Source organism: Paraburkholderia kururiensis (assembly GCF_034424375.1).
Lineage (GTDB): Bacteria > Pseudomonadota > Gammaproteobacteria > Burkholderiales > Burkholderiaceae > Paraburkholderia > Paraburkholderia kururiensis_A.
Map to the genome: position 1 here is coordinate 357,427 of NZ_CP139965.1, position 25,757 is coordinate 383,183.

The following is a 25,757-nucleotide window of genomic DNA, read 5'->3' on the forward strand; positions in this document are numbered from 1 at the left end:
CTACGCGAATCAATCCAGCGCAGCCGGCGCCGCGGCGCGGCGCTCGTCGGCCTGCGCACGCGCACCCTTGGACGACCGATGATGTTCGGACGAAAGCCGTCGCATGAGCGGCAGCAGCACCACGGCAATCGCAACGCCCACGGCGGCGAGCCAGCCCAGTCCCCAGAACAGCTTCGTATAGAGCGGCAACGAGGTCAGCGGATCGAGTTCACCGGACGGCATCTGCGCAAAGTTCGCCACCACGCTGCCCAGATACTGCGAAACGCCGGTCGCGACGAAGTACGCGCCCATCATGAAGCCGCCCATGCGCGCAGGCACGTAGCGCGCGATCATCGCGAGCCCAAGGCCGCTCACGAGCAGTTCGCCCAGCGAGTAGAGACCGTAGCCCCAGACCATGAACCACGACGATACGCGGCCGTCCACGGCGTACCGGCCGCTCACCGCGAAGACGAAGAACCCTGCGGCCACCACCGCGAAGCCCGCCGCGAACTTGCCGGCCACGGGCACGTCGCGGCCGTTGCTGGCGAGCCGCGTGTAGAGCGTGGCGAGCAGCGGCGAGAGGATCATGATCCAGATCGGGTTGAGCGCCTGGAACTGCGCAGCGCTCCACGAAAACAGCGGCACGCCCGCAACCGAGAACAGCGGGTCGACATTGCGCAACGCAAACAGCGTGAGCGAGGTCGACATCTGCTGATAGAAGATGAAGAACAGAATGGACTGCAACGTGAGCACGAGTGCCGCGATCAGCCCCGCACGTTCGGCCCGTTCGCAACGCGCGAGCATCCACGCGAAGATGGCCAGAATCGCCACGCCGGCCGCATAGACACACGCCACGGCAATCGCCTTGTGCTGGAGCACGAACACAGTGGCGAGCCCGAGCGCGATGCCGCCCAGCGTCACTGCCGCGGCACGCCCAAGCTTGAGCGGTTGCGCATCCGGCGCCGAACCCACGTGCGCCACCGTGCGATACATGAGCGCGAAGTTCAGCACGCCGAGCACCATGCCCGCGCAGCACACCGCGAACGCGGCGTGCCAGCCCCAGTGGTCCTTGATCCACGGCGTGGCCAGCATCGACACCGTCGAGCCGACGTTCACCGCCATGTAGTACATCGTGAACGCGCTGTCGATGCGCGCTTCGTCGCCTTCATAGATGCGCCGCACGAGATTGGCCGAGTTCGCCTTGAAGAGCCCGTTGCCCACCACGATCACGCCCAGCGACGCGTACATGTGGTCGAGACTGTCGTTGGGCATGGCGAGCATGAGATACCCCACCGCAAGCACCGCCGCGCCGAAAATCATGGTGCGCCGCGCGCCCAGCACCTTGTCGCCGATCCAGCCGCCGATGGAAGGCGCCGCATAGACGAGCGCCGTAAAGGCGCCCCAGGTGAGGTTGGCGTGCTCGTCGGCGAAACCGAGCTTGTCGACCATGAACAGCACGAGCAGTGCCGCCATGCCGTAGTAGCCGAAACGCTCCCACATCTCGATCAGAAAGACTGTCGAGAACGAGCGCATCTGCGAAACAGGTTGATTCATCGGGTACCTCGTGTGGATGCAATTGCAACGACGCCCGTGGCTCATCGCCCAGGCCGTGCGTGAAGACACTGAGCGGTCGGCGTTACGCCGGAGCGCTCATGTGCGCGTGCGCGTCGAAGAAGACAAAGCGGGGAAAAAAGCGAGGCAGGAAGGAGGCGCGAGGCTGTGCCGGTCAGGTAGCCGGCATTCGTCGTCCGGCGACACGCGCAGGCGTTTCATGCAAGAGAGGGTGCGGTTCATTTTTAGGTCGGCAGGCGAACGCCCGATCAGGGTGTGCCGTTGCGAAGTGCCGGTCGCAGGATCGCTGCGCGCGACAGGGTTGCAAATCAAAGGGTTTTTGCAGGGAAAATGCAGGCGATGCGAAAGGTTATGTCGCACCGCAGGCGCAGCGATTCTGCAGACGATAGACAGTTCGGTCACCCAGGGTTATCCCGGCGCCGGATTGTAGCCCGCGAAATTCAGCCGTGCTCGATGTCAATAAGCGGCACGTCGAGCAGGCGCGCGAGGCCTTTGCCGCCCTCGCGCATCACATGGTCGTGATTCCATTGAAAGAGCGGCTGGGCGAATGGCGCGACGAGGTTCATCCACGTGCGCATGGTGCGCACGTGCCATTCGTAGCGAACCACGGTCACGCCGTCCTGCTCGGTAAAGCGCCAGTGGCCTGCGCCTTCCACGGCGCCGGTGGCATAGCCGTCGAGCGCGACGAGCGGCTCGATGCGCGTCACGCGCATGTCGAACACGAGCCGGTACGGCAGCGCTCCTTTCCACGTATAGCGATGCAACGCGCCGATGCCGCGCGCGTCGCCGGCTTCGATGGCTTCCACGCGCTCCACGCTCTTCCACCATTCGGGCCATCGCGCGCAGTCTTCTATGGCGCTCCACACCGCCTGCAACGGCGCGTGCATGCGCCATGTCGTCGTGAACGCGTACTGGCTGTTGCGCACGGCAGCCTCCGTGGTCGTGTGCCGGTTCTTATTCTGAACCGGCACGAAGCACATGGAGGTCCCGGTCCGTCCTGGCAGAGTCCAGGCGGAATCAGTAACGGTCGATGCGATTGCCGTTGATCTGCACGCGGTCGCCGGGACGCAGATCGCCAGGGTTGCTCACGTCGAACGCACGCGACGAGCCGTCGCTCAGTTGCACCACCACGCGATAGCCCGACGGCGTCGAGTTGCTGTATTGCTGACCGATCTGGTTGCCCGCCACCGCGCCGCCCAGTGCGCCCACTACGGTCGCGACGTCGCGGCCATGGCCGCGCCCGAACTGGTTGCCGATCACGCCGCCCACCAGCGCCCCGGCCACGGTGCCCACCACGCCGCCCGTGCTTGCCGGGCCGCCGTTGGAAACGAGCGGCTGAATAGTGGATACCACGCCGTATTGCGTGCCGTAACCGGCGGCCGGCTGCTGCGGATACGGCTGCGGCGCAGGCTGCTGCGGGTAGCCCTGGGTGTCGTACGGCTGTTGATAGCCCGGCTGTTCATACGGCTGCTGCACGTACCCCGGCTGCGCGTAAGCCGGCTGCGGCTGGGCATATGCGGGCTGCGCCTGGTACCCGCCACCGTACGACGATCCATAAGGCGACGGCCCGGGCACGGCGCATCCGGCAAGCGCAAGTGCCGCGCCGGCCCCGATAACGGTCCCAACAAGAAGCCTGACTGAACGCGTGCTTTTCATGATCTGTACTCGATGTGCTGCCGTAGCCGTGGTGCCCGCGCCCGCGGGCGTAACGGATGATGCGCGGAGTATAGGGAAAGGCGACGCCGATTTTTCGTGGTCCCGAGTAACAGTGTGTAAAGTCTTTTGCGGCCCGTCGCGCAAGCCTCGCGAAGCAGTTCAGGCAGCCTGCCGGAGAGAAAAAGCGTGGGAGGAATAACGCGGCCCGGTCGGGTGTTGTGTGGGCATGCCATCACGACAACGAGGCGCGACGCCATGCACTCACCTTCCCTGTGCCGCAACGTGCGGCTCGCCGTCGTGACAGGCAGCGCGAGTCTCTTTGGCCTCGTCGATGCATGCTTTGGCGAAGACGGCGCCACGTGCGTTCATTTCGCCGACAGCGCAGCGCTCGCGCGCGCTGCTGCCGCATCCAACCAGCCCACCTTCAGCGCGATCCTGATGGATGCGCAAAGCGACGCGGCATCGTCACCGCCCGCCCTCGCGCAACGCAGGGCTCACGAGCGTTCGCGCGTGCCGCTCATCGCGGTAGGCATTCGTGGAGGATTGGACGCCGCCGAGCAGTTGCTCGATGCGGGCGCCGACGAAGTCGTGCTTTCCCCGGTCGATTCGCGCGAACTCGTCTTGCGCGTGCATCTGGCGTTGCGACGCACGCGCGGCGACGAAGGGTTCGCCCATGCAGAGGACCGGCTCGTGGTCGGCGCGTATGGCCTCAACCGGCGCACGTGCACCGTCCACATCGGCATGCAGACTATCGACCTCACGCCGCGCGAGTTCGCCGTGGCGTGGATCCTGTTTTCGCGGTGCGGGGAGTATGTGAGTCGCCGGCAGATGGCCGGCGCGGTGTGGAGCAGTTCGGACGACATCGTGGGACGCACGCTCGAACAGCACATCTACAAGCTGCGCAAAAAGCTGGCGTTGAACGGCACGCATGGCGTCCAGCTGCGTGCCGTCTATGCGCGCGGCTACCGGCTCGACATGGCGGACGCCGCAACGTCCGCCGAAGTCGCGTAGCCGCGCACGTCCGTCAGTTCAGCAGATCAGACGGCGGAACCGGCGTGTGCGAATCCATCCAGTCGTACGTCTCGTTGCTGTTCGCCCATGCCCAGTTGCGCGTACGCACCGGAGCGCGCGTTGCGTCGCCGCTCCGCGTGCGCGTTTCAGCATGCTCGAGGCGCGGTTCGCTATTGTCGTCGTGCACGCGACGCGTAACGTTGGCGCGTTGGAAAGTCGAGTCGTCGAAGCTCATGGCCATCTCCTTGCAATCAGTTTTCGCGGGCGGATTCGCATTCGAGCGATGCGGCCACCAGTTCCGCAAAGCGCTCCAGCGCAGCAACCGAGCCGTGCACGGTGCGATATTCCTCGCGCCCGATGCGCGCATCGAGCACGACCGTCATGCCAGCTTGCCGGGCGAGATCGACGATATCCATCTCATGCTCCACGTCCGCGAATGCGATTGAGTCAGGTTGATCGGTTCAGCGGGGCTACCACTTCTGGTCGCCCGTTGATGCGTAAGGTGGGCCATTTCCCGATCTGCATCAACGGGGCAACGCTGAATTCACAGTTTGCTGTTCCACAACAATGGGCGAACCGCCCGTCTGGCGGGGCTTTCGGCGCCCTGAACAGCGCGTGTGCTGCGCAGTTGCGGCGAGCATCGTGCCTCGTCGTGGTGCCTCGCACGCCTTGCCTCGGTGCACGCACCGCTTCGTGAGCGCGCACGACGGCTTGCAAATGGCGTTCAACGCGCGCGCCGTGCACACGCACACATGCGGGCGCAACGCTTGCCCTGTGCGGCGTGCGCGTGTTCGCGGCGGCCTCCATACCCGCCTCTGGCACAGAACTCGCTAAGTTACCCCGCGAGAGGTGCGAAGCAATTTGCATCATCTTAGGATCGCTAGGGTTCCGGTCGTGACCGCCGCGCAAGCCGCGCACACGATGCCTGGTCCGAGAGCAATCCGGTCTCGTCTCCACCTTCCTGCAAGGCGGCGCCGAGGCTCCACGGAGGGATAAAAGCCCGGGAGGTCGCGATGTCGTTCGTCGCCCTCTCACGCTTTGTCCAATCCGACCCAGGAGCCTCCATGCCGTCCAGCCTCCCAGCCGACGCCGCGCTGCCCGCTACACGGGACACGTCCCTTCCCGCCGTCACGCCGCTGTGGGAAACCGTGATTCCCGCGGGCACGCACTGGTCCGCCGTACTGCGTCGCGGCCTCGCGCTGCGCATCGTGGATATCGAAGGCGGCGCGAATCTCGCTGCCGTGTTCTATCGCCAGGAAGATCCGCTCGAACGCTACAACATGGCCGACACGTTGAAGGCGCAGCACACCGCGCACCTCACGCGCGGCCACGTGCTGTATTCGGACATGGGGCGCGTCATGGCCTCCATCACGGCCGATACGCTCGGCTGGCACGATCCGCTCGGCGGCGTGGGCGACGCTGCGCTCTTCGCGCAGAAGTACGGCACGGCGCGCTATCAGACGCATCGCAACGACATGATCCGCAACGGCCGCGACAGCCTCGTGCTCGAACTCGCGAAATACGGCCTGGGCGAGCGCGACCTCGTCGCGAACGTGAACTTCTTCAGCAAGGTCGCCGTGGGCGACGACGGCGCACTCGACTTCGTGCCGGGCCATTCGCGCGCCGGCAGCACGCTCGATCTGCGCTTCGAGATGAACACGCTCGCAGCGTTCTCCACGGCGCCGCATCCGCTCGACCCGCGCACACCGTACGAGCCGAAGCCCGTGCGCGTGATCGCCTACCGCGCCTATGCCGCCGACGCGTCCGCCCCCGCCGACGACCCGTGCCGCACCGCGTGCCCCGAAAACGGCCGCGGCTTCATCAACACCGACCGTCTGTTCGCGTAAGGAGCGCCGCCATGCCGATCATCGAAAGCGCGCTCGATCTGCGCCATGCCCACTACGATTTCACGCTGCCCGCAGGCGAGCCCTGGCTTCACGACGTGAAGCGCGGCGAAACGCTGCGCATCATCGACCTGGAAGGCAACCAGGCCGTGGACACGCTCTTCTACAGCAGCGCCGATCCGCACGAACGCTATAGCGCGCAGTACACCATTCGCGCGCAACGCAACCTGTACCTCACGGCGGGCAGCGTGCTGATGTCGAATCGCGGCAACGCGTTGCTCACCATCGTTGCGGACACTTGCGGCCGTCACGACACGCTGGGCGGCGCCTGCGCGGCCGAGAGCAACACCGTGCGCTACGCGCTCGAAAAGCGCCACATGCACAACTGCCGCGACAGCTTCCTCAACGCGATCACGCATTGCACGTGCGGCGCGGGCGCGCTGCTCACGAAGCGCGACATCGTCAGCAACATCAACTTCTTCATGAACGTGCCCGTCACGCCGTTCGGCAAGCTCACGTTCGAAGACGGCATCTCGGCGCCGGGCAAGTACGTGGAAATGCGCGCGGAGCAGGACGTCACGGTGCTCATCTCGAACTGCCCGCAGCTCAACAACCCGTGCAACGGCTATAACCCGACGCCCGTGCGGCTCGCGATCTGGAGCGCGTGATGGCACATACGCTTCAGAAAACCTTCGACAAGGTCCTCATCGCGAATCGCGGCGAGATTGCGTGCCGCGTGATCCGCACGCTGAAGCGGCTCGGCATCGCGTCCGTGGCCGTGTATTCGGAAGCCGATCGCCATGCCATGCACGTCATGCAGGCCGACGAAGCGGTCTGCATCGGGCCCGCGCCCGCCGCCGCGAGCTACCTCGACGCGGGCGCGATACTCGATGCGGCGCGCCGCACGGGCGCGCAGGCCATTCATCCGGGCTACGGTTTTCTCTCGGAAAATGCGGCGTTCGGCGAGGCATGCGAAGCCGCGGGCCTGCGTTTCATCGGTCCGCGCCCGGAGCAGATGCGGCGCTTCGGCCTCAAGCACACGGCGCGCGAACTCGCGCAAGCCAGCGGCGTGGCGCTGCTGCCCGGCACCGGGCTGCTCGCCGACGCAAAGGCGGCACTCGATGCCGCCGCCACGCTCGGCTACCCCGTCATGCTCAAAAGCACCGCGGGCGGCGGCGGCATCGGCATGTCGCTGTGCCGCGACGCCACGCAGCTCGAAGCGGCGTTCGCGTCGGTGGCACGGCTTGGCGAAGCGAACTTCGCGCACGCGGGCGTCTACCTGGAAAAGTTCGTCGAGCACGCGCGTCACATCGAGGTGCAGGTGTTCGGCGACGGCGCGGGCAACGTGATCGCGCTCGGCGAACGCGATTGCTCGGTGCAGCGGCGCAACCAGAAGGTGATCGAAGAAACGCCGGCACCGGGGCTCACGAACGAGGAACGCGCGGCGCTGCACGACACCGCGGTGCGCCTTGCGAAGTCCGTCGACTATGCCTCCGCGGGCACCGTCGAATTCGTGTTCGACGTCACCACGCGCGCGTTCTATTTCCTTGAAGTGAACACGCGGCTTCAGGTGGAGCACGGCGTGACGGAGGAAGTGACGGGCATCGATCTGGTGGAGTGGATGATCCGCCAGGCCGAAGGCACGCTGCCGCCGCTCGCCACGCTGGCGCAAGCAGCACACTCGCCGCGCGGCGCGAGCATTCAGGTGCGCGTCTACGCCGAAGACCCGAACAAGCAGTTCCAGCCCGGCTCGGGCACGCTCACGCACGTCGCTTTTCCGGCCGACGTTCGCGTCGATACCTGGGTCGACGCCGGCACCGAGGTGAGCGCGTTCTACGATCCGCTGCTCGCGAAGATCATCGCGACCGGCGCGACGCGCGACGCCGCGCTCGCGAAACTGCGCAGCGCGCTCGCCGACACGCGGCTCTACGGCATCGAAACGAACCTCGACTACCTGCGCGCGATTGCGGGCTCGCCCACCTTCGCGAGCGGCGAGCAGACCACCGGCTTTCTGGGCCGCTTCCATTTCGCGCCGCACACCATCGACGTGCTGGACGGCGGCGTGCAGACCACGGTGCAGCAACTGCCGGGGCGGCTCGGTTACTGGGACATCGGCGTGCCGCCCTCGGGGCCGATGGACGACCTTTCGTTCAGGCTTGCCAACGAATTGCTCGGCAACGCTGCGGATGCCGCCGGCCTCGAATTCACGATGGTCGGCGCCACGCTGCGCTTCAACACGGAGACGCTCTTCGCGCTGGGCGGCGCGCCGCTCGCGGCCTCGCTCGATGGCGAGACGGTGCCCTTCTGGACCGTGATGCGCGCCGCCGCTGGCTCGGTGCTAAAGCTCGGCGGCGTGACCGGCGCAGGCGTGCGCGCGTGCCTTGCCGTGAAGGGCGGCCTTGACGTGCCCGACTATCTGGGCAGCAAGGCCACCTTCACGCTCGGGCAATTCGGCGGCCACGCGGGCCGCGCGCTGCGCAAGGGCGACGTGCTCCACGTCGGCCCGCACGCGGGCCGCGGCGACGCCGGCGCCACGCTCTCGCCCGCGCGTGTACCTGCGCTCGCGCACGCGTGGGAGCTGCGCGTGCTGGACGGTCCGCACGGCGCACCCGACTTCCTCACGTCCGACGACATCGCGATGCTCTACGACGCGCGCTGGACCGTGCACTACAACTCGAGCCGCACAGGCGTGCGCCTGATCGGCCCGAAGCCTCGATGGGCGCGCGCGGACGGCGGCGAAGCCGGGCTGCATCCGTCGAACATTCACGACAACGCGTATGCCATTGGCGCCGTCGACTTCACGGGCGACATGCCCGTGATTCTCGGCCCCGACGGCCCAAGCCTGGGCGGCTTCGTGTGCCCCGTCACGGTGATCGGCGACGACTTGTGGAAGCTCGGCCAACTGCGCCCGGGCGATACGGTGCGCTTCGTGCCGGCAGATGTGTCCGCGGCTGCCTCTAAAAGCGGGAAGCCGAACGCGGCGCACGACTGCGTACTGCATCGCGACGACCACGCAGGCGACGGCGTGGGCGTGGTCTATCGCCGCTCCGGCGACCGCAACCTGCTGATCGAATACGGCCCGCCCGTGCTCGACCTCAAGCTGCGTTTTCGCGTGCACGCGCTGATGGACTGGCTCGCCGCGAACCCGTTGCCCGGCATCGTGGACCTCACGCCCGGCATCCGCTCGTTGCAGGTGCATTTCGACAGCACGGCGCTCCCGCGCGAGCGGCTGATCGACCATCTGCGCGAAGCCGAAGCCGCCCTGCCCGCCGTGGACGCCATGCGCGTGCGCAACCGCATCGTGCATCTGCCGCTTTCGTGGGACGACCCGTCCACGCGCATCGCGATCGAACGCTACATGCAGTCGGTGCGGCCCGACGCGCCCTGGTGCCCGAGCAACATCGAGTTCATTCGCCGCATCAACGGGCTCGACAGCATCGACGACGTGAAGCGCATCGTGTTCGATGCGCGCTATCTGGTGCTGGGCCTCGGCGACGTCTATCTGGGCGCGCCCGTCGCGACGCCCGTGGACCCGCGGCATCGGCTCGTCACGACGAAGTACAACCCCGCGCGCACGTGGACGCCGGAGAACGCCGTGGGCATCGGCGGCGCGTATCTGTGCGTCTACGGCATGGAAGGCCCCGGCGGATACCAGTTCGTCGGACGCACTGTGCAGATGTGGAACCGCTACCGCAGCACGCAGGAATTCGTGGCGGGCAAGCCGTGGCTGCTGCGCTTCTTCGACGAGATCCGCTTCTTCGAAGTGAGCGAGGCCGAGCTGGCCGAGTGGCGCAGCGACTTCATCGCGGGGCGCCGCTCGCTGCGCATCGAAGAGTCGGTGTTCGATCTGGGCGAGTACGAGCGTTTTCTGAAGGACGAAGCGGCATCCATCGCAACGTTCAAGGCGCGCCAGCAAGCGGCCTTCGAAGCCGAGCGCGAACGCTGGCGCGCCGCGGGCCAGGCCGATTACGCGGCCGAGGCAGAGGCGAACGCCAACGGCGGAGCAGGCGATGCAGCGAACGAAGCCGTGCTGCCCGACGACCGCCGCGCCATTGCCGCCGACGTATCGGGCAGCGTCTGGAAGCTGCTGGTGGCCGAGGGCGAACGCGTAACCGAAGGGCAAGACGTGGCGATCGTGGAGTCGATGAAGATGGAAGTCGCCGTGGCCGCGCCCGCGGACGGCGTGATCGAAACCATCGGCTGCGCGGCGGGCGATGCCGTGGTCGCGGGCCAGCGGCTGATGGTGCTGCACGTGAACGCTGCCGCCTGCAATGACGCAACAGCAACAGTGGACGCAACCGCAACCGGCGAGGAGGCCACATGCAAGTGAACGTTCTGCCGGAAAGCGCCCGGGCGATGTCGATAGCGTCGCTGCGCGCACGTTATCTGGACGGCAGCCTTACGCCGGCACAACTCGTCGATGCGCTCGCCGCACGCACATCGGGCGAAGATGCGCATCACGTCTGGATCCGCGCCCTCACGCGCGACGAGATGATGGCCTACGCGCAGCGGCTGGAAGGCCGCGATCCCGCTTCGCTGCCGCTCTACGGCATTCCTTTCGCGATCAAGGACAACATCGATCTCGCCGGCGTGCCCACCACCGCCGGTTGCCCGGCCTACGCGTACACGCCCGAACGCAGCGCGCCGGTGGTGGAGCGGCTGATCGCGGCGGGCGCCATTCCCGTGGGCAAGACGAATCTCGACCAGTTCGCCACGGGCCTCTCGGGCCAGCGCTCGCCTTACGGCGCATGCCGCAACGCGCTGGACCCGCGCTACGCGTCGGGCGGCTCCAGTTCGGGCAGCGCTGTGGCGGTGGCGCTCGGGCTCGCGGCGTTTTCGCTGGGCACCGACACCGCAGGCTCCGGGCGCGTGCCCGCCGCGTTCCACGGCCTCGTCGGCCTCAAGCCGACCAAGGGCGTGCTGAGCACGCTCGGCGTGGTGCCCGCGTGCCGGTCGCTCGATTGCGTCTCGATCTTCGCGCAGTCGGCCAGCGACGCCGCATGCGTGTTCGACGTCGCTCACGGCATGGCCGACGGCGACCCGTATGCGCGTGCGTGGCAGCCTTCCACCCGCGCTTTCGCAGTCGCCCCCGCAACATTGCGCGGCGTGCGCTTCGGCGTGCCGCGCAAGGCGCAACTCGCGTTCTACGGCGACGACTCGTACGCCGCCGCGTTCGACGTCGCACTCGACAAGCTGCGAACCGCAGGCGCCGAACTCGTGGAAATCGACTTCGAGCCGTTCCTCGCCACCGCGCGCCTGCTCTACGAAGGACCGTGGGTGGCGGAGCGGCTCGCCGCGATCCGCGCGTTCTTCGAATCGCAGCCCGACGCGCTGCATCCGGTCACGCGGCAGATCATCGGCGGCGCGGCACGCTGGAGTGCCGCCGACGCCTTCGCCGCCTTCGACCGCCTCGCTGCGTTGCGCCTCGAAGCCGCGCAAGTCTGGGAGCACATCGACGTCATGGTCACGCCCACGTCGCCCACCACGGCGACCATCGCGGAACTGGAAGCGGACCCCATCGGCGTGAACGCGCGCTTCGGCTACTACACGAACTTCGTCAATCTGCTCGATCTCTCCGCGCTCGCGGTGCCGGCAGGTGTGTGCGCCGAAGGTGCGCATGCGGGGTTGCCGTTCGGCGTGACATTCGTGGCCCGCGCTCACGACGACGCAGCGCTGCTCGCGCTTGCGCGGGCGTGGCTGGGTGAAACGCAAGAGGCGTCGGCACCTGACACACGCGTCGAACCGCAATCGACGGATGCCGCCACCGTCCGCGTCGCCGTCGTCGGTGCGCATTTGAGCGGCGAGCCGCTCAACGTGCAACTCACCGAACGCAACGCGACGCTCGTCGCCACCACGACGACGGCTCCCGCTTATCGCCTCTACGCGCTGCCCATTGCCACGGCGGGCACGCCCGTGAAGCCCGGCCTCGTTCGCGTAAGCGATGGCGGCACGGCCATCGAAGTCGAGGTGTGGGACATGCCGGTGGCCGCGTACGGCTCGTTCGTGACGGGCATTCGCGCGCCGCTCGGCATCGGCACGCTCACGCTCGCGGACGGCAGCGTCGTGCAGGGTTTCCTCTGCGAAAGCGCGGCGCTCGCGGGCGCTGAGGACATCAGCGCATACGGCGGCTGGCGCGCGTATCGGCGGCATGTTGCGCAGCCCGGCCGCGAAGGCACCGACGCCACGACCAACGCCGCCGCAACGCCATGAGCCGCACCGTCGCCATCAAGAAGCGAGACCAGACCCACCGATTCACTGAAGCAAGCCGTTGACCATCCTGCCTGGAGATCACCCATGAAGACGAAGTTCGCAATCGCATCCGGCTCGCCCTCGCGAGCCGCCACGGGCGCCACGGTTCTCGCGAAGCGCTCGGTATGCCGGTGGCTCGCGCGTGCGGCCGGCGCCGCCGCGCTCGCCACGGGGCTCTTCGCCGCCGCGGCGCAGTCCGCTACTGCCGCGCCGCTGCGCGTGGGCTACAGCGACTGGCCCGGCTGGGTGGCGTGGCAGGTGGCCATCGACAAGGGCTGGTTCAAGGAAGCGGGCCTCGACGTGCAGTTCGAATGGTTCGACTACGCCGCGTCCATGGACGCCTACGCCGCCAACAAGCTCGACGCCGTGCTCGTCACCAACGGCGACGCGCTCACGATGGGCGCGAACGGCGCGAAGAACGTGATGGCGCTCATCACGGACTACTCGAACGGCAACGACATGGTGGTCGCGAAGCCGCCCGCGCGCACGCTGAAAGACCTGAAGGGCAAGAAGATCGGCGTGGAGTTCGGCGTGGTCGATCACCTGTTGCTGCTCGACGCATTGCAGCGCAACGGCATGAAGGAAGGCGACGTGACGCTCGTGAACGCGAAGACCAACGAGACGCCGCAGGTGCTCGCCTCCGCGGATGTTTCCGCCATCGCCGCGTGGCAGCCGAACGCGGGCGAGGCGCTGCGCCAGGTGCCGGGCGCGCGTCCGGTGTTCACGTCGGCCGACGAACCGGGGCTCATCTACGACGTGCTCGCCGTAAATCCCGTGAGCCTCGCTTCGCATCGCGCGGATTGGGAAAAGCTCGCGAAGATCTGGTACCGCGTCGTGCATTACATCGGCGATCCGGCCACGCAGGCCGACGCCGTGAAGATCATGGCGAACCGCGTGGGCCTCAAGCCCGAGCAGTATCTGCCGCTGCTCAAAGGCACGAAGCTGCTCACGCTGCCCGAAGCGCGCGCGGCCTACGTGAAGGCCGACGGCTTCAAGTCGCTGTATGGTTCGAGCCGCACCGCCGACGCGTTCAACGTGAAATACGCGGTGTACAAGACGCCGCAGGACGTGAACGCGTATATCGATCCGTCGCTCACGGCGGCGCTGAAGTAAGAGTAAGCACGGCCACGGGCATGGCGCCCGTGGCCAACCAGGGAAATTGCTGGAGAACGCCATGGCCGGAATGAGTCAGACGGGATGGTTTGCCGTGCGCCGCGAACTGCCGCCGCGCGCGAAATGGATGCTCGCGGCCGGCTCGTTCCTGCTGCCGCTTCTCGTGTGGTGCATCGTGAGTTACGTGCCGTTTGTGTGGCATCCGCAGGTGCTCATCACGACGCCCGGCAGCGTCGACTATTTCCAGCCCGGCATGCGCGTGGACAAGGCCGTGTTCGCCGACGAACTGGAGCACGCGCGGCAGACGCACGCCGCGCTGCCCACGGGTGTGAGCGCGAATCCCGTCTATCTGCCCGCGCCGCACGAAGTGCTGCGTGCGTTCTACACGGCGTTCACCACGCCGCCCGCGGGCCAGGACGGCGTGTGGCTGCATCAGAGCCTCTGGCACAGCATCCAGGTGATCTTCTGGGGCTTCGTGGTGTCGTCGGCGATCGGCGTGCCGCTCGGCATTGTGTGCGGCACGTACAGCGCGCTCGCGCGGCTGCAGGAACCGTTCTTCGAGTTCTTCCGCTATCTGCCCGCGCCCGCGTTCGGCGCGCTCATGGTGGCGATACTCGGCATCTACGACGCGCCGAAGATCGCCATCATCGTGATCGGCACGCTGTTTCAACAGGTGCTCATCATCGCGAACACCACACGCAAGCTCGAATACGGGCTGCTGGAAGCCGCGATGACGCTGGGCACGCGGCGGCTCAAGCTGCTCACGCACGTCGTCGTGCCGGGCATCCTGCCGGACCTGTACCGCGACCAGCGCATTCTGCTCGGCTGGGCGTGGACCTATCTGATCGTCGCGGAACTGGTGGGCACGAGCTCCGGCATCACCTGGTACATCACGCAGCAGGCGCGCTACCAGCATTTCGACAACGTCTACGCGGCGATCATGATGATCGGCATCATCGGCTTGGGCACGGACCTCGTGCTCGCGCTGCTCGGCCGCAAGCTGTTTCCGTGGGACCGCACGCTCAAGGCGTAACGCTTGCCCTCTGCCGCCGCACTCGCATCGACTCTCAAGGAGCGCATCATGTTGTCCCCGCAATCCATACCCGACTACCTCCTCCAGTCCGATGCGGTGCGGGCGCGCTTTGCGCGTCTCAAGGCGCGTGAGCCCGTGCTGGAGGTCAGCAATCTGGGCAAGCGCTTCGCCTCGCCTCAGGGCGAGCACGTCGCGCTCAACAACGTGAGCTTCACGACGCACCGGCGCGAGTTCGTCTGCGTGATCGGGCCGTCGGGTTGCGGCAAGTCCACGCTGATCCGCATTCTCGCGGGGCTCGAAACGCAGACGAGCGGCGAAGTGCGCGTGAACGGCAAAGCCGTGGACGGCCCCGGCGCCGACCGCGGCATGGTGTTCCAGGGCTACACGCTGTTTCCCTGGCTCACCGTGAAGAAGAACGTGATGTTCGGGCTCCGAATGAACGGCCAGGGCGCCGCCGAAGCGGAGCGCGAGGCGCTGCAATGGCTCGATCTGGTGGGCCTCGAAAAATTCGCGAACGCGTACCCACATCAGCTTTCGGGCGGCATGAAGCAGCGCGTGGCGATTGCGCGCGCACTCGCGAACCGTCCTCGCATCCTGCTCATGGACGAACCGTTCGGCGCGCTGGACGCGCAGACCCGCGCCAAAATGCAGGCGCATCTGCTCGACATCTGGCGCAACGTCGACATCACGATCCTGTTCATTACGCACGACCTCGACGAAGCCATCTTCCTCGCCGACCGCATTCTCGTGCTGAAGGCGCATCCGGGCGAAGTGCAGGAGTTGATCGAGGTGCCCGTGCCGAGGCCGCGCAGCTACGAGCAGTTCACGTCGCCGGAATTTCTCGCCACGCGCGCAAGGCTCGACGCGCTGATCCACCCGCCGCAATCGCACGAATCGCCCGAGGACGACGCGCGCGTGAGCCCGCACATGATCCGCATGACGGACGTGAACGACGACGTAGAGTGAGCGCCGGGAGTCGCGGAGGCCTGAACGGGGTTTCCGGGCGGCGGTCGCATCGCGCGACGGCTCTGCAAGGCGATCGATCGGGCGAGGCCATTCGCGATGGGCGTTCGGGTTGCGCGCGAAGGGCGAAAGGCGCACGTGCGGCCCGTCGCGCGCGTTGTGCCCGGTTTCGCCTGTCGGCGTTTGATCCCCTGCGTTTAGTCCCTCGCATTTAACCCCTCAGCCAGCCAAGGCTTCTTCATTTGACTGGCGCCGCCCCAATATTTCGACTATATTCGAAATATGGAAGAGAACGACGTCATTCGCGCCCTCGCGGCGCTCGCTCACGGGCTTCGGCTTCGCGTGTTCCGCATGCTGGTGGTGGCGGGTCCGGCCGGGCTCACGCCGGGCGCCATTGCGGGCCAACTCGACATTCCCAACGCGACCCTCTCGTTCCATCTGAAGGAGCTGATGAACGCGGGGCTCGTCACGCAGGAACGCGACGGGCGCAGCCTGATCTACCGAACCGCCTTCGAGCAGATGAACGCGCTGCTCGGCTTTCTGACCGAAAACTGTTGCCAGGGCGAGGCATGCCTCACGCCGGGCGCCGATTCCTGCAAATGCTGAAGGAGAACATCCATGAAGCGGTTTCACGTCCATGTCCACGTTGACGATCTCGCGGCCAATATCGCGTTCTATACGAAGCTGTTCGGGGCAGAACCCACACGCGTCGAAGCGGACTACGCGAAGTGGATGCTCGACGATCCCCGCGTGAACTTCGCCATCTCGACGCGCGGCACGAAGGCCGGGGTGGACCATCTGGGCTTCCAGGTGGACGAGCCCGACGAACTGGCCGAACTCGCGCAGCGCGCGAAGGCTGCGGACATGGCCTTGCTCGACGAGGGCGAAACCACCTGCTGCTACGCGCGCAGCGACAAGCACTGGATCGTGGACCCGCAAGGCATTGCCTGGGAGCATTTTCATAGCCTCGGCAGCGCGCTCGTCTATGGCGAGAGCAACCGGCAATTGCAGTCGCCCGCTCCCGGTGCATCCGCCTGTTGCGCGCCGCGCGGCGCCACTACGGGCGCGGCCGCGACACCGGCCGTCGGCGAGCAATGAGGCAGCGTTCGCGATGACCACCAACGTACTCATTCTCTGCACCCACAATTCCGCGCGCAGCGTGCTCGCCGAGGGCATGCTGAACCACTGGGCGCAGAAGCTGGGCAAGGACGTGCGCGCCTATAGCGCCGGCAGCGCGCCGAGCGGCCGTATCAATCCGTTCGCGCTCGAAGCGCTCGCGAACGCGGGCGTGGACACCGAGGGCTATCGCAGCAAGAGCTGGGACGAATTCACTGCGGACGGCGCCCCGCGCATGCGCATCGTCATTACGGTGTGCGACAGCGCGGCCGCGGAGCAATGCCCGCTCTGGCCGGGCAGCCCCGTCAAGGTTCACTGGGGCTACGCCGATCCGTCCAATGCGCCGGGCGGCGACGAGGGCAAACGGCAGACGTTCGAACTCACGCGGCAGGCCATCGGCTATCGCATGCTGCAGTTGCTTGCTGTTCCACTGGACCGCCTGAGCGACGCCGAGCTTCAACACGCGCTGAACGACATCCTGAAAAGCTGAGCCTTTCTTTTGCGAACCGCCTCATGACCGCCACCAACCTCACCGCTTCGAACAAGCCGCCTGTGAAGCCACCGGCCAGGCCGCCCATCGGCTTCTTCGAGCGATACCTCACCGTCTGGGTCGCGTTGTGCATCGTCGCGGGCATCCTGGCCGGTCAGTTCTTTCCGGCTGTGTTCCAGGCGATTGGCCGCATGCAATACGCGCAGGTCAACCTGCCCGTGGGCCTGCTGATCTGGGTGATGATCATTCCGATGCTCGTGAAGGTGGACTTCGGCTCGTTGCACGAGGTGCGCCAGCACATCAAGGGAATCGGCGTCACGCTCGTCGTGAACTGGCTCGTCAAACCCTTTTCGATGGCGTTTCTCGGCTGGCTCTTCATCAAGCATCTGTTCGCGCCGATGCTGCCCGCCGCGCAACTCGACAGCTACGTTGCCGGCCTCATCCTGCTCGCCGCCGCGCCCTGCACGGCGATGGTGTTCGTCTGGAGCCGGCTGACGGGCGGCGATCCGCTCTTCACGCTCTCGCAGGTGGCGCTCAACGACAGCATCATGGTCGTGGCCTTCGCGCCGCTCGTCGGCCTGCTGCTCGGCATCTCGGCCATTACCGTGCCGTGGGCGACGCTCCTCACTTCGGTCGTGCTCTATATCGTGATTCCGGTCGCGCTTGCGCAGATGCTTCGCAAGGCGCTGCTCGCTCGCGGCCAGGCCGCATTCGATGCCGCGATGGCGAAGATCGGCCCCTGGTCCATCACGGCGCTGCTCGCCACGCTCGTGCTGCTGTTCGCGTTCCAGGGCGAAGCCATCCTCGACCAGCCGCTCGTGATCGCGCTGCTCGCGGTGCCGATCCTGATCCAGGTGCTCTTCAATTCGGCGCTCGCGTACTGGCTCAACCGCGCGGTGGGAGAGAAACACAACGTGGCCTGCCCGTCGGCGCTCATCGGCGCGTCCAATTTCTTCGAACTGGCGGTCGCGGCCGCCATCAGCCTGTTCGGCTTCAATTCGGGCGCGGCGCTGGCCACCGTGGTGGGCGTGCTGATCGAAGTGCCGGTCATGCTGCTCGTGGTGCGTATCGTCAACCGTTCAAAGGCGTGGTACGAACGTGCTTGAGACATCGGGAAACCGTCGGATAAGCAGCCTCATCGCATCGCTCGTCGTGCTGCTCGGCGCGGCGGCTCTTTCGTTGCCCGCCTATGCCGACGTCACGGCGCGCCAGAAGGAAGTCGCGCAGCACGGCGCGGACGTGATGCCGTTCTCGCTCGCGGCCACCACCCACATCTTTACGAAGACGGCCTACGGCGGCATTCAGCGGGTCGTCACGAGGCATCCCGACGCGCGGCAGGCCGCGCTGATCCGCGGGCATCTGGCCGAGATCGCCCGTCGCTTCTCCGCAGGGGATTTCGGGGCGCCGGAGCAGATCCACGGCCACGACATGCCGGGCCTCGCCGTATTGCGCGCGGCACAGCCCGGCGAGTTGAAGATCGACTATCGCGACGTGCGCGACGGCGGCGAAATCGTGTATCGCAGCGCACAGCCTCGTCTGGTCGCCGCGCTGCACGACTGGTTCGACGCGCAGGTGTCCGATCATGGACACGATGCGATGGCCGGGCACGATGCCGGCGCGATGCATCACCATCCCGCAGACGTTTCAACACCGTGAACGTAAAGGAGGGCTGGCATGAGCACGCCTGACTACGAGATTCGCCGCGCCGCCGCCACGGACTTCGACGGCATCGTCGCGTTGCTGGACCTCTGCGGGCTGCCCGCGAGCGACCTCACGGCGCAAAGCCTCGACGGCTTCCACGTGGCCGTGCGCGACGCCGGGATCATCGGCGTAGCCGGACTGGAACAAGCCGGCGATGCGGCGCTGTTGCGTTCGGTCGCGGTTCACCCGCGCCTGCGCGCATCCGGTCTGGGCAGCCGCCTGATCGACGCGTCCATGGCGCTAGCGCAAACGCGATCCCTACGCGCGCTTTACCTCATTCCAAACGATGACGCCGCCCACGCATTCTTCGCGCGGCGCGGATTCAAGCACATCGAGCGCAGCCGCATTCCCGAAGCGATTCGCGGCCTGCCCGAATTCACGCATCTCTGTCCGCAGACGCATCCGTGCTTGTGGAAAGCGGTGAGTGCGAGCAACTCCTGATCGGCAGCGTACCGGCGCCCATCTGCCAATCTGTACAGGTACTGTACCGGCTCCTGCCGATAAACTGGCTCGAAATCACCAACAAGCCACCAGGAGCCCCCCATGTCCGCAGAACTCCTGAGCGCGCTGCCCGCAGGCATCCTCTTCGCGCTCGTTACCACCATCACGCCCGGCCCCAACAACACCATGTTGCTGGCCTCGGGCGTCAACTTCGGCTTTCGGCGCACGCTGCCGCACATCCTCGGCATCAGTGCGGGCGTCGTGTTGCTGATGCTCTCCGTCGGCTTCGGGCTGGGCGAAGCGTTCCGGCGCTTCCCGATGCTCTATAGCGTGCTCGAAGTGGCGAGCATCGCGTATCTGCTTTATCTCGCGTGGAAGATCGGCACCTCGGGCGAGATCCAGGTGCGCAAGGGCGAACGTCGTCCCATGCGCTTTCATGAGGCCATCGCGTTCCAGTGGATCAACCCGAAGGCGTGGATGATGGTGCTCACCGCCGCCACCACGATCCGTCTTTCCGCCGACTTCGGCGTGAACGCCGTCATCATGGCGTCGCTCTTCTACGTGATCGGGCTGCCGTGCATCTGCCTCTGGGCCGCGTTCGGCACGGCACTGCGGCGCTTCCTCGCGGACCCGCGGCGGTTGCGTGCTTTCAACGTGGTCATGGCGCTGTTGCTCGTGGCGTCGATGTATCCCGCCGCGCTGCATCTGCTCGGCTAAACGGGGGCGGCTTCGGCCGCCCTCTTTCGTCTCCGCCGCGTCGTCTCCGCCACTCCGCTCCGCTGCCCTGTTCGCTTCGCCTTCGTCGCTTCCCTGCTTTTCACCGCCCTCTCGCCGTTCCGGCGAACTTCTCGCCGCACAGCCTCAAGTTTTGTCGGATGAATGCCGACATCCCGTATTCAGGCTTCTCTTAACCGCTTCCCCGCAATACAGAATCAGCAAGGCCGCCATTGCGCCCATGGCAGGCCTCTGCCCGCGGCACGCTTGCGTGCCGTTGCGCGGCGCATCACGAAGTGCATCGAAGAATGTGAAAGGAGACCACGTTGAAGAAGCTGTCGATTCGTGCCTGGCTCACCTGGCTGGTGGCCTTCTTCGGCTTTGCGCTGCTGGTTGGCGCAGCGGCCGGCCTGTTGTCGCTGCGCGCGAGCAACCTCTCGTTGCAGCAGATGTACACCGTCGATACGCCGGCCGTTGCTGACCTCGAGGGCAGCTCCGGCCAGTTGCTGCGGCTGCGCCTTGCGTTGGCCACGTATGCGTCGCTCGTCGATCTGAACGACGAACAAGGCGCCACGGCGGTTCTGCAGCGCTTCGATCAATACCAGAAGATTTCGGACGAGCGGCTCGCCCACTATCTGAGCATTGCCGAAACCGGCGAGGAACAGCAACGCCTCATCAGGGACATGCAGGACAAGCGCAGCACGTTCCTGCATGAAGGCGTAGAACCGGCGCTCGCGGCGCTGAAGGCCGGCGACCGCAACGCGTTCCAGCAGCTTCAGGGCCACAAGTTGCCGTCGCTCTACAGCGCCTACGAAAAGGCGATGCTCACGCTGGAAAAACTGCAGATCGATCGCGGCGCCCAGCGCTATCAGGAAGCGCACGCGCGCTTCTACGCGGTGTGCGTCGCGGTGGCCGTGGGCATGGTGCTCTCGCTCGTGCTGGTGTGGATTGCGCGCATCGTGCTGGTTCGCGCGATCGTCGGTCCCGTGGATGCAACGGTCGCGCAGTTCGAGCGCATCGCCGCCGGGGACCTCACGGGCCGCATCGCCACGACGGGCGAGAACGAAATGGGGCGCCTCGCCACGGCGCTGCGCAGCATGCAGGAGTCGCTGGTCAGCACCGTGAACACGGTGCGCCAAGGCACCGAATCGATCAACACGGGCGTGAGCGAAATCGCGTCCGGCAACGCGGACCTCTCGCAACGCACGGAAGAACAGGCAGCCTCGCTGCAACAGACGGCGGCGAGCATCGAAGAACTCACGTCCACCGTGAAGCAGACCGCGGACAACGCCACGCAGGCCAGTTCGCTCGCCCGCAACGCGTCGGACCTCGCGGCGCAGGGCGGCGAACTCACGCAGCAGGTGGTGGGCACGATGCACCAGATCGTCGACGATTCGCGCCAGGTGGGCGACATCGTGGGCGTGATCGAAGGCATCGCGTTCCAGACCAATATCCTCGCGCTCAACGCGGCCGTGGAAGCCGCGCGGGCCGGCGAACAGGGGCGCGGTTTCGCGGTGGTGGCCAGCGAGGTGCGCTCGCTTGCGCAGCGCAGCGCGACCGCGGCGCGCGAAATCAAGACGCTGATCGAAAGTTCCACGGCGCGCGTCGAGTCGGGCTCGCAACTCGTGGAGCGTTCGGGCTCCACGATGTCCGAGATCGTCGACGCCATCACACGCGTGAGTTCGATCATGGGCGAGATCGCGGCGGCGGCATCGGAGCAGAGCACGGGTATCGACCAGGTGAATCGCGCCGTCGCGCAGATGGACCAGGTCACGCAGCAGAACGCGGCGCTGGTGGAACAGGCGGCCGCGGCGGCGAGTGCGCTCGAAGATCAGGCACAGCGTCTGAGCGCGGCCGTTTCCGTATTCAATACGGACGACTCGCGCCACGCGTCCCACACGTCATACGCGCCGCGGCTCACCGCACCGACGCGATGAACTTCCACAGCGCGTCGTCGGTGGAATACGGCACGTTGAAGCGGAACCACGGGCACGCGGCGTCGTCGGGACGAAAGTAGGAACCGGGCGCAAGCCAGATGCCGGCGCGCAATGCATCGGTGGCCACCTGGGCAGCGCGCTCGGGTTCGATGGGCAGCCGCGCCCACACGAAGAGCCCCGCGCGCGGCCGGTGGAACACCTCGAGCCCGAGCGCGTCGAGGCGCTCTTCCACGATGGCGTGCGCGGCCTTCAGCCGTTCGTTGACGCTTTCGACGTGCCGCGCGTACCGCCCTTCCACAAGCACCTTGTCGACAATGCGCTCGATCGCCTCCGACGACGTCAGCCCCACCGCCATCTTCGTGCGCGCCAGTTCGCGCAGCACGTCGCGCTCGGCCACCACGTAGCCGCAGCGCAGCGCGGGCGTGACGGTCTTCGAAAAACCGCCCACGTAGAGCACGCGCTGCAGGCCCTCCATCGCGGCGAAGATGGGCGCGCCCGCGGGCGCCAGTTCACGGCTCACGTCGTCTTCGATCACCCACATCTGCTGACGCTCCACGATCTGCAGCACGCGGAACGCGTTGGCCATGGTGAAGGTGGCGCCGGTCGGATTCTGCAGCGTCGTGTTGACGAAGAGCGCCTTGGGCGCGTGCTCGGCCACCACGCGCTCCAGCGCGTCGGCGTCGATGCCGGCCGGCGTGCGCGGCACGCCGTGCACGGCGAGACCGGCCAGTTTCAGGATCTGCAGGAAATTGCAGTAGCCCGGATCTTCGACCACCACCGCATCGCCCGGACGCAGCAGCGTGCGCACGACGAGGTCGAGCGCCTGCGTGGCGCCGTGCGTGAGCAGCACGTTCGAGACTTCGGCGGGCAGGCCGTGGCGATCCAGTTGCTCGGCCACGCGCTCGCGCAGCGGCGCGAAACCGTACGGGTGCCCGTAGTCGCCGAGGCGCACGGCCGGCACGCGTGTCATGGCGCGCAGCGCGTGCCGCAAGCCGCCTTCGTTGATCCACTCGGCCGGTATCCAGCCGCAGCCGGCCTTGATCGGCACGGAGTGATCGGCAAACACGTCCGACAGCAGCCACGTCGCCGTGAGACTGGGCGGTTGCCAGCCGGCCGGGCTGGGGCGCACCGCCTGCGCGCGCGGCGCCACGCGGTAGCCCGAGCCGCGCCGCGCGACGACGAGACCCATGGACACGAGCCGGTTGTAGGCCTCGGTCACGGTGAAAGTGGAAAGCGAATGCGTCTGCGCAAGTTGGCGCACCGAAGGCAGCAGCGCGCCCGCGCGCAGGTTCTGCGCCTCGATGGCGGCGGCAAAGCCTTGCACCACCTGGTCCACGAGCGTGGGCGCCGTGCGGCGGCCGCGCTCCAGTTGAAGGTCGATCATCGTCAGGAACAGCAGCGGCAAGCGCGGTTGGTTGAGTTGAGTTCGTTGGGGAAGGGTTCGCCAGGCGCGGACACGCGACCGAAAACCAATACAGTGCACGCAGATTAACCAACACAGTTATCAGAGCAGTACATGAACTGTATATGCCGACATTTAACTCTGGGCGCTACAGTTTCGCTACCTGTTCGAGGAGAAAAAACCATGACTTCGCGCCCTGTCATCGACGATCTGGCGTCTTTCTGGATGCCCTTCACCGCCAATCGCCAGTTCAAGGCCGCGCCGCGCCTGCTGGAGTCGGCCAAAGGCATGTACTACCGCACCACCGACGGCCGCCAGGTGCTGGACGGCAGCGCAGGCCTGTGGTGCGTGAACGCGGGGCACGGCCGCGAAGAGATCATTGCCGCCATCACGCAGCAGTTGAACACGCTCGACTACGCGCCGACGTTCCAGATGGGCCACCCGCTCGCCTTCGAAGCGGCGAGCAAGGTGGCGGAGCTGATGCCGGCCGGGATCGACCGCATCTTCTTCACGAATTCGGGTTCGGAATCGGTGGATACGGCGCTGAAGATCGCACTGGCGTACCACCGCGCGCGCGGCGAAGGCCAGCGCACGCGGCTGATCGGCCGCGAGCGCGGCTACCACGGCGTGGGCTTCGGCGGCATTTCGGTGGGCGGCATCTCGCCGAACCGCAAGACGTTCTCAGGCCAGCTGCTGCCGGCCGTCGACCACCTGCCGCACACGCACAACCTCGAACACAACGCGTTCTCGAAGGGCCAGCCGGCGTGGGGCGCCCATCTGGCGGACGAACTGGAGCGCATCGTCGCGCTGCACGATGCGTCGACCATCGCCGCGGTGATCGTGGAGCCGATGGCGGGGTCCACCGGCGTGCTGATTCCGCCGCAGGGCTATCTGCAGCGGCTGCGCGAGATCTGCACGAAGTACGGCATCCTGCTGATCTTCGACGAAGTCATTACGGGTTTCGGCCGGCTCGGCAAGGCCACGGCGAGCGAGTTCTTCGGCGTGACGCCGGACCTCATCACGCTCGCCAAGGCGATCAACAACGCGGCCATTCCGATGGGCGCAGTCGCCGCGAGCCGCGCCATCCACGATACGGTGGTGAATAGCGGCGCGCCGGGCGCCATCGAGCTGTTCCACGGCTACACCTACTCCGCGCACCCTGCGGCTGCCGCAGCGGCCGTGGCCACGCTCGATCTGTATCGGCGCGAAGACCTCTTCGCGCGGGCCCATGCGCTCGCGCCGAAGTTCGAAGCCGCCGCCCACAGCCTGCGCGATGCGAAGCACGTGAAGGACATCCGCAATCTCGGGCTCGTGGCGGGCGTCGAGCTCGAATCGCGCGACGGCGCGCCGGGCGCGCGGGCGTATCAGGCGTTCCTCAAGTGCCTCGAGGCGGGCGTGCTGATCCGCTTCACGGGCGACATCCTCGCCTTCTCCCCGCCGCTGATCGTGAGCGAGGAACAGATCGACACGATCTTCGGCACCGTGCGCGAAGCGCTGGCCAGCGTGGATTGATGCCGTACCGCCGTGGCGCCTGGTGAATCATCTGGCGCCCGCGGCGCCTTCACTCGAAACGCTTCATTCAAGCATCAGTGATGTGCCCGGGCGGCTCGCGTATGAGCCGCCTTTTTTGCGGCTGCGGAACGCCCGGCGGCACCCTTCGTGCGCGCTGCCTTCTTAGCGGCGGCCGAGCGGCTCGACGCCGAACGACGGCTCGCCGCCGAGTGCGACTGTTTCGACATCGCGCGATGCGAGGCGCCCTCGCCGCTCTCGCGTTTGAGCACGGCCGTCGTGGTGCGCGAACGCTTCGTCTTCGACTCGGTGCTGGCGCTCTTTGCCCGCTTCGACGCGGGCTTGTGGCCGGCCTCGTAGTCCTTCTCCGCCTTCTTGCGCGTGGCCGTGCTGGTCTTGCCGCGGGCAGGCGGCTTCATATCCACGCCGGCGCGCCGCGCCTTCGAAAGTCCGATCGCGACGGCCTGCTTCGCCGACTTCACACCGTGCTTGCCTTCGCGCACGTGGTCGATCTCTTCGTTCACGAACGCCCCTGCCTGGGTGCTGGGCGCCTTGCCCGCGCGCTTCGCGCTGCGGGCTCGTTCCATGGTTTTCTTTTCAGGCATGACAGTCCTCCAGAGTGGCTGTTGGCATGCAATCAAGCGAGCAACGGGTATGCCCGGGCCTGTGCTGGAGGATGCGTTTGGGGCGGCGACGGCGTATCGTGGCGGCAGGTGCCGAGGCACGCGGCGCGCATGCGAGGCGCGAGGCGTAAGCGAGCGGCTCCGCGGAGGACATCATGAAAGCATCGATCCGGGCAGGAACCCACATCGACGGCGCGCACTGGATGGCCGAATACAGCGAACACGGCCATGAAATACGCGTGTTTCGCGAAGGCCACGAGGTGGGGGTGTACGACGCGCCGCCCACGCTGTTCGGCGACGAACAGGAGGCGGGCTCGCTCAGCAACGCGGATCATCGCGCCATCGAAGCGGCGCTCGTGGCGAGCCTGCGCCAGTACGTCGCGGAGCACGATCGCGAAACGTAA

General features: G+C 66.7%; 25 protein-coding genes and 1 riboswitch. Of the genes, 18 read left to right on the top strand and 7 right to left on the bottom strand.

Annotated features, from left to right (window positions below; all coding sequences use genetic code 11):
* Positions 1-9 precede the first annotated feature (9 nt).
* From U0042_RS01680 to U0042_RS01690, 3 genes are all read right to left on the bottom strand, one after another.
* Complete coding sequence (locus U0042_RS01680; protein ID WP_114809582.1) at positions 10-1,533, bottom strand: peptide MFS transporter; 1,524 nt, start codon at positions 1,531-1,533, stop codon at positions 10-12.
* Between the two features lie 458 nt (positions 1,534-1,991).
* Positions 1,992-2,477 (bottom strand): SRPBCC family protein, encoded by a 486-nt coding sequence (locus U0042_RS01685; protein ID WP_114810032.1) that lies wholly within the window; start codon positions 2,475-2,477, stop codon positions 1,992-1,994.
* A 91-nt stretch (positions 2,478-2,568) separates the two neighbouring features.
* Positions 2,569-3,207 carry a glycine zipper 2TM domain-containing protein gene (locus U0042_RS01690; protein ID WP_114809583.1) on the bottom strand — a complete coding sequence of 213 codons (639 nt, stop codon included), beginning with the start codon at positions 3,205-3,207 and terminating at the stop codon, positions 2,569-2,571.
* Between the two features lie 255 nt (positions 3,208-3,462).
* Between U0042_RS01690 and U0042_RS01695 the strand changes: the two genes are divergently transcribed.
* On the top strand, positions 3,463-4,218 hold the full coding sequence (locus tag U0042_RS01695; RefSeq protein ID WP_232833248.1) for a response regulator transcription factor: 756 nt from the start codon (positions 3,463-3,465) through the stop codon (positions 4,216-4,218).
* Between the two features lie 13 nt (positions 4,219-4,231).
* On the opposite strand, the gene U0042_RS01700 is transcribed toward U0042_RS01695, so the two are convergent.
* The gene (locus tag U0042_RS01700; RefSeq protein ID WP_114809584.1) at positions 4,232-4,453 is read right to left on the bottom strand and encodes a hypothetical protein; all 222 of its coding nucleotides are present in this window, start codon (positions 4,451-4,453) and stop codon (positions 4,232-4,234) included.
* 16 nt (positions 4,454-4,469) lie between these two features.
* A complete protein-coding gene (locus tag U0042_RS01705) occupies positions 4,470-4,634 on the bottom strand; it encodes a hypothetical protein (RefSeq protein WP_017774961.1) in 165 nt (54 codons plus the stop codon).
* 453 nt (positions 4,635-5,087) lie between these two features.
* Positions 5,088-5,227, top strand: a riboswitch (guanidine-I (ykkC/yxkD leader).
* Between the two features lie 55 nt (positions 5,228-5,282).
* Between U0042_RS01705 and U0042_RS01710 the strand changes: the two genes are divergently transcribed.
* From U0042_RS01710 to U0042_RS01780, 15 genes are all read left to right on the top strand, one after another.
* Entirely contained in the window at positions 5,283-6,065 is a 783-nt protein-coding gene (locus U0042_RS01710) for an urea amidolyase associated protein UAAP1 (RefSeq protein WP_232833249.1), read from the top strand.
* A gap of 11 nt (positions 6,066-6,076) precedes the next feature.
* A complete protein-coding gene (locus U0042_RS01715) occupies positions 6,077-6,730 on the top strand; it encodes an urea amidolyase associated protein UAAP2 (protein ID WP_114809585.1) in 654 nt (217 codons plus the stop codon).
* Positions 6,730-10,392, top strand: coding sequence for an urea carboxylase (gene uca / locus U0042_RS01720; protein ID WP_114809586.1), 3,663 nt, complete (start codon positions 6,730-6,732; stop codon positions 10,390-10,392). Before U0042_RS01715 ends, uca begins: the two co-directional genes overlap by 1 nt.
* The gene (gene atzF / locus U0042_RS01725) at positions 10,383-12,272 is read left to right on the top strand and encodes an allophanate hydrolase (RefSeq protein ID WP_114809587.1); all 1,890 of its coding nucleotides are present in this window, start codon (positions 10,383-10,385) and stop codon (positions 12,270-12,272) included. Before uca ends, atzF begins: the two co-directional genes overlap by 10 nt.
* Before the next feature lie 84 nt (positions 12,273-12,356).
* Positions 12,357-13,424: an ABC transporter substrate-binding protein gene (locus U0042_RS01730; protein WP_232833250.1), complete on the top strand. Its 1,068-nt coding sequence runs from the start codon at positions 12,357-12,359 to the stop codon at positions 13,422-13,424.
* 61 nt (positions 13,425-13,485) lie between these two features.
* Positions 13,486-14,457, top strand: a complete 972-nt coding sequence (locus U0042_RS01735; protein WP_114809588.1) for an ABC transporter permease — start codon at positions 13,486-13,488, stop codon at positions 14,455-14,457.
* 48 nt (positions 14,458-14,505) lie between these two features.
* Positions 14,506-15,423, top strand: a complete 918-nt coding sequence (locus U0042_RS01740; protein WP_114809589.1) for an ABC transporter ATP-binding protein — start codon at positions 14,506-14,508, stop codon at positions 15,421-15,423.
* 279 nt (positions 15,424-15,702) lie between these two features.
* A complete protein-coding gene (locus U0042_RS01745) occupies positions 15,703-16,026 on the top strand; it encodes an ArsR/SmtB family transcription factor (RefSeq protein ID WP_114809590.1) in 324 nt (107 codons plus the stop codon).
* Positions 16,027-16,038: 12 nt separating this feature from the next.
* A complete protein-coding gene (locus U0042_RS01750) occupies positions 16,039-16,518 on the top strand; it encodes an ArsI/CadI family heavy metal resistance metalloenzyme (protein ID WP_114809591.1) in 480 nt (159 codons plus the stop codon).
* Between the two features lie 13 nt (positions 16,519-16,531).
* A complete protein-coding gene (locus U0042_RS01755) occupies positions 16,532-17,026 on the top strand; it encodes an arsenate reductase ArsC (protein ID WP_114809592.1) in 495 nt (164 codons plus the stop codon).
* A 23-nt stretch (positions 17,027-17,049) separates the two neighbouring features.
* Entirely contained in the window at positions 17,050-18,132 is a 1,083-nt protein-coding gene (arsB, locus tag U0042_RS01760; protein ID WP_114809593.1) for an ACR3 family arsenite efflux transporter, read from the top strand.
* A gap of 19 nt (positions 18,133-18,151) precedes the next feature.
* Positions 18,152-18,682 (top strand): aspartate carbamoyltransferase, encoded by a 531-nt coding sequence (locus U0042_RS01765; protein ID WP_114810035.1) that lies wholly within the window; start codon positions 18,152-18,154, stop codon positions 18,680-18,682.
* 18 nt (positions 18,683-18,700) lie between these two features.
* Entirely contained in the window at positions 18,701-19,168 is a 468-nt protein-coding gene (locus U0042_RS01770) for a GNAT family N-acetyltransferase (RefSeq protein WP_232833251.1), read from the top strand.
* A gap of 102 nt (positions 19,169-19,270) precedes the next feature.
* Entirely contained in the window at positions 19,271-19,885 is a 615-nt protein-coding gene (locus tag U0042_RS01775; RefSeq protein ID WP_114809594.1) for a LysE family translocator, read from the top strand.
* Between the two features lie 323 nt (positions 19,886-20,208).
* Positions 20,209-21,819, top strand: coding sequence for a methyl-accepting chemotaxis protein (locus U0042_RS01780; RefSeq protein WP_114809595.1), 1,611 nt, complete (start codon positions 20,209-20,211; stop codon positions 21,817-21,819).
* On the opposite strand, the gene U0042_RS01785 is transcribed toward U0042_RS01780, so the two are convergent.
* A complete protein-coding gene (locus tag U0042_RS01785; RefSeq protein WP_114810036.1) occupies positions 21,800-23,203 on the bottom strand; it encodes a PLP-dependent aminotransferase family protein in 1,404 nt (467 codons plus the stop codon). The genes U0042_RS01780 and U0042_RS01785 overlap by 20 nt on opposite strands.
* A 201-nt stretch (positions 23,204-23,404) precedes the next feature.
* Here U0042_RS01785 and U0042_RS01790 point away from each other — a divergent pair, with 201 nt between their 5' ends.
* Positions 23,405-24,733 carry an aspartate aminotransferase family protein gene (locus tag U0042_RS01790; RefSeq protein ID WP_114809596.1) on the top strand — a complete coding sequence of 443 codons (1,329 nt, stop codon included), beginning with the start codon at positions 23,405-23,407 and terminating at the stop codon, positions 24,731-24,733.
* A gap of 74 nt (positions 24,734-24,807) precedes the next feature.
* Here the strand turns inward: U0042_RS01790 and U0042_RS01795 are convergent, their stop codons facing one another.
* Complete coding sequence (locus U0042_RS01795) at positions 24,808-25,335, bottom strand: DUF6496 domain-containing protein (RefSeq protein ID WP_114809597.1); 528 nt, start codon at positions 25,333-25,335, stop codon at positions 24,808-24,810.
* A gap of 173 nt (positions 25,336-25,508) precedes the next feature.
* Here U0042_RS01795 and U0042_RS01800 point away from each other — a divergent pair, with 173 nt between their 5' ends.
* Positions 25,509-25,757: a hypothetical protein gene (locus U0042_RS01800; RefSeq protein WP_114809598.1), complete on the top strand. Its 249-nt coding sequence runs from the start codon at positions 25,509-25,511 to the stop codon at positions 25,755-25,757.

What these genes read in the sequence shown, in the direction of transcription:
- U0042_RS01680 (WP_114809582.1), bottom strand. Translation starts at nt 1,533, where the DNA reads ATGAATCAACCTGTTTCGCAGATGCGCTCGTTCTCGACAGTCTTTCTG.
- U0042_RS01690 (WP_114809583.1), bottom strand. Translation starts at nt 3,207, where the DNA reads ATGAAAAGCACGCGTTCAGTCAGGCTTCTTGTTGGGACCGTTATCGGG.
- U0042_RS01695 (WP_232833248.1), top strand. Translation starts at nt 3,463, where the DNA reads ATGCACTCACCTTCCCTGTGCCGCAACGTGCGGCTCGCCGTCGTGACA.
- U0042_RS01700 (WP_114809584.1), bottom strand. Translation starts at nt 4,453, where the DNA reads ATGAGCTTCGACGACTCGACTTTCCAACGCGCCAACGTTACGCGTCGC.
- U0042_RS01705 (WP_017774961.1), bottom strand. Translation starts at nt 4,634, where the DNA reads ATGGATATCGTCGATCTCGCCCGGCAAGCTGGCATGACGGTCGTGCTC.
- U0042_RS01710 (WP_232833249.1), top strand. Translation starts at nt 5,283, where the DNA reads ATGCCGTCCAGCCTCCCAGCCGACGCCGCGCTGCCCGCTACACGGGAC.
- U0042_RS01715 (WP_114809585.1), top strand. Translation starts at nt 6,077, where the DNA reads ATGCCGATCATCGAAAGCGCGCTCGATCTGCGCCATGCCCACTACGAT.
- uca (WP_114809586.1), top strand. Translation starts at nt 6,730, where the DNA reads ATGGCACATACGCTTCAGAAAACCTTCGACAAGGTCCTCATCGCGAAT.
- atzF (WP_114809587.1), top strand. Translation starts at nt 10,383, where the DNA reads ATGCAAGTGAACGTTCTGCCGGAAAGCGCCCGGGCGATGTCGATAGCG.
- U0042_RS01730 (WP_232833250.1), top strand. Translation starts at nt 12,357, where the DNA reads ATGAAGACGAAGTTCGCAATCGCATCCGGCTCGCCCTCGCGAGCCGCC.
- U0042_RS01735 (WP_114809588.1), top strand. Translation starts at nt 13,486, where the DNA reads ATGGCCGGAATGAGTCAGACGGGATGGTTTGCCGTGCGCCGCGAACTG.
- U0042_RS01740 (WP_114809589.1), top strand. Translation starts at nt 14,506, where the DNA reads ATGTTGTCCCCGCAATCCATACCCGACTACCTCCTCCAGTCCGATGCG.
- U0042_RS01745 (WP_114809590.1), top strand. Translation starts at nt 15,703, where the DNA reads ATGGAAGAGAACGACGTCATTCGCGCCCTCGCGGCGCTCGCTCACGGG.
- U0042_RS01750 (WP_114809591.1), top strand. Translation starts at nt 16,039, where the DNA reads ATGAAGCGGTTTCACGTCCATGTCCACGTTGACGATCTCGCGGCCAAT.
- U0042_RS01755 (WP_114809592.1), top strand. Translation starts at nt 16,532, where the DNA reads ATGACCACCAACGTACTCATTCTCTGCACCCACAATTCCGCGCGCAGC.
- arsB (WP_114809593.1), top strand. Translation starts at nt 17,050, where the DNA reads ATGACCGCCACCAACCTCACCGCTTCGAACAAGCCGCCTGTGAAGCCA.
- U0042_RS01770 (WP_232833251.1), top strand. Translation starts at nt 18,701, where the DNA reads ATGAGCACGCCTGACTACGAGATTCGCCGCGCCGCCGCCACGGACTTC.
- U0042_RS01775 (WP_114809594.1), top strand. Translation starts at nt 19,271, where the DNA reads ATGTCCGCAGAACTCCTGAGCGCGCTGCCCGCAGGCATCCTCTTCGCG.
- U0042_RS01785 (WP_114810036.1), bottom strand. Translation starts at nt 23,203, where the DNA reads ATGATCGACCTTCAACTGGAGCGCGGCCGCCGCACGGCGCCCACGCTC.
- U0042_RS01790 (WP_114809596.1), top strand. Translation starts at nt 23,405, where the DNA reads ATGACTTCGCGCCCTGTCATCGACGATCTGGCGTCTTTCTGGATGCCC.
- U0042_RS01795 (WP_114809597.1), bottom strand. Translation starts at nt 25,335, where the DNA reads ATGCCTGAAAAGAAAACCATGGAACGAGCCCGCAGCGCGAAGCGCGCG.
- U0042_RS01800 (WP_114809598.1), top strand. Translation starts at nt 25,509, where the DNA reads ATGAAAGCATCGATCCGGGCAGGAACCCACATCGACGGCGCGCACTGG.